At 70.6% G+C, this 255-nt stretch carries 1 protein-coding gene; it reads right to left on the bottom strand.

What is annotated here, in order from left to right:
- The coding region (locus RM812_RS42920) for an acyltransferase domain-containing protein (RefSeq protein WP_311586559.1) at positions 1 to 255 on the bottom strand (255 nt) is incomplete at both ends.

Raw genomic sequence — 255 nt, 5'->3', positions numbered from 1 at the left:
CCACCGGCAACGCCACCGACGCCATCCCACCCCGCCCCGCCAGCACACGCCCGATCAACCGCGCACGCAACACCACCACCCGCGCCCCGTCCTCCAACGACAGACCACCCGCCACCACCGCAGCAGCGATCTCCCCCTGCGAATGCCCCACCACCGCATCCGGCACCACACCCAACGACCGCCACAACTCCGCCAACGACACCATCACCGCAAACGCGACCGGCTGCACCACCTCCACCCGCCCCAAAGCAGCCT

The organism is Streptomyces lancefieldiae (genome assembly GCF_031845825.1).
Taxonomy (GTDB): domain Bacteria; phylum Actinomycetota; class Actinomycetes; order Streptomycetales; family Streptomycetaceae; genus Streptomyces; species Streptomyces lancefieldiae.
This window is presented reverse-complemented; position numbering and strand designations above follow the sequence as displayed.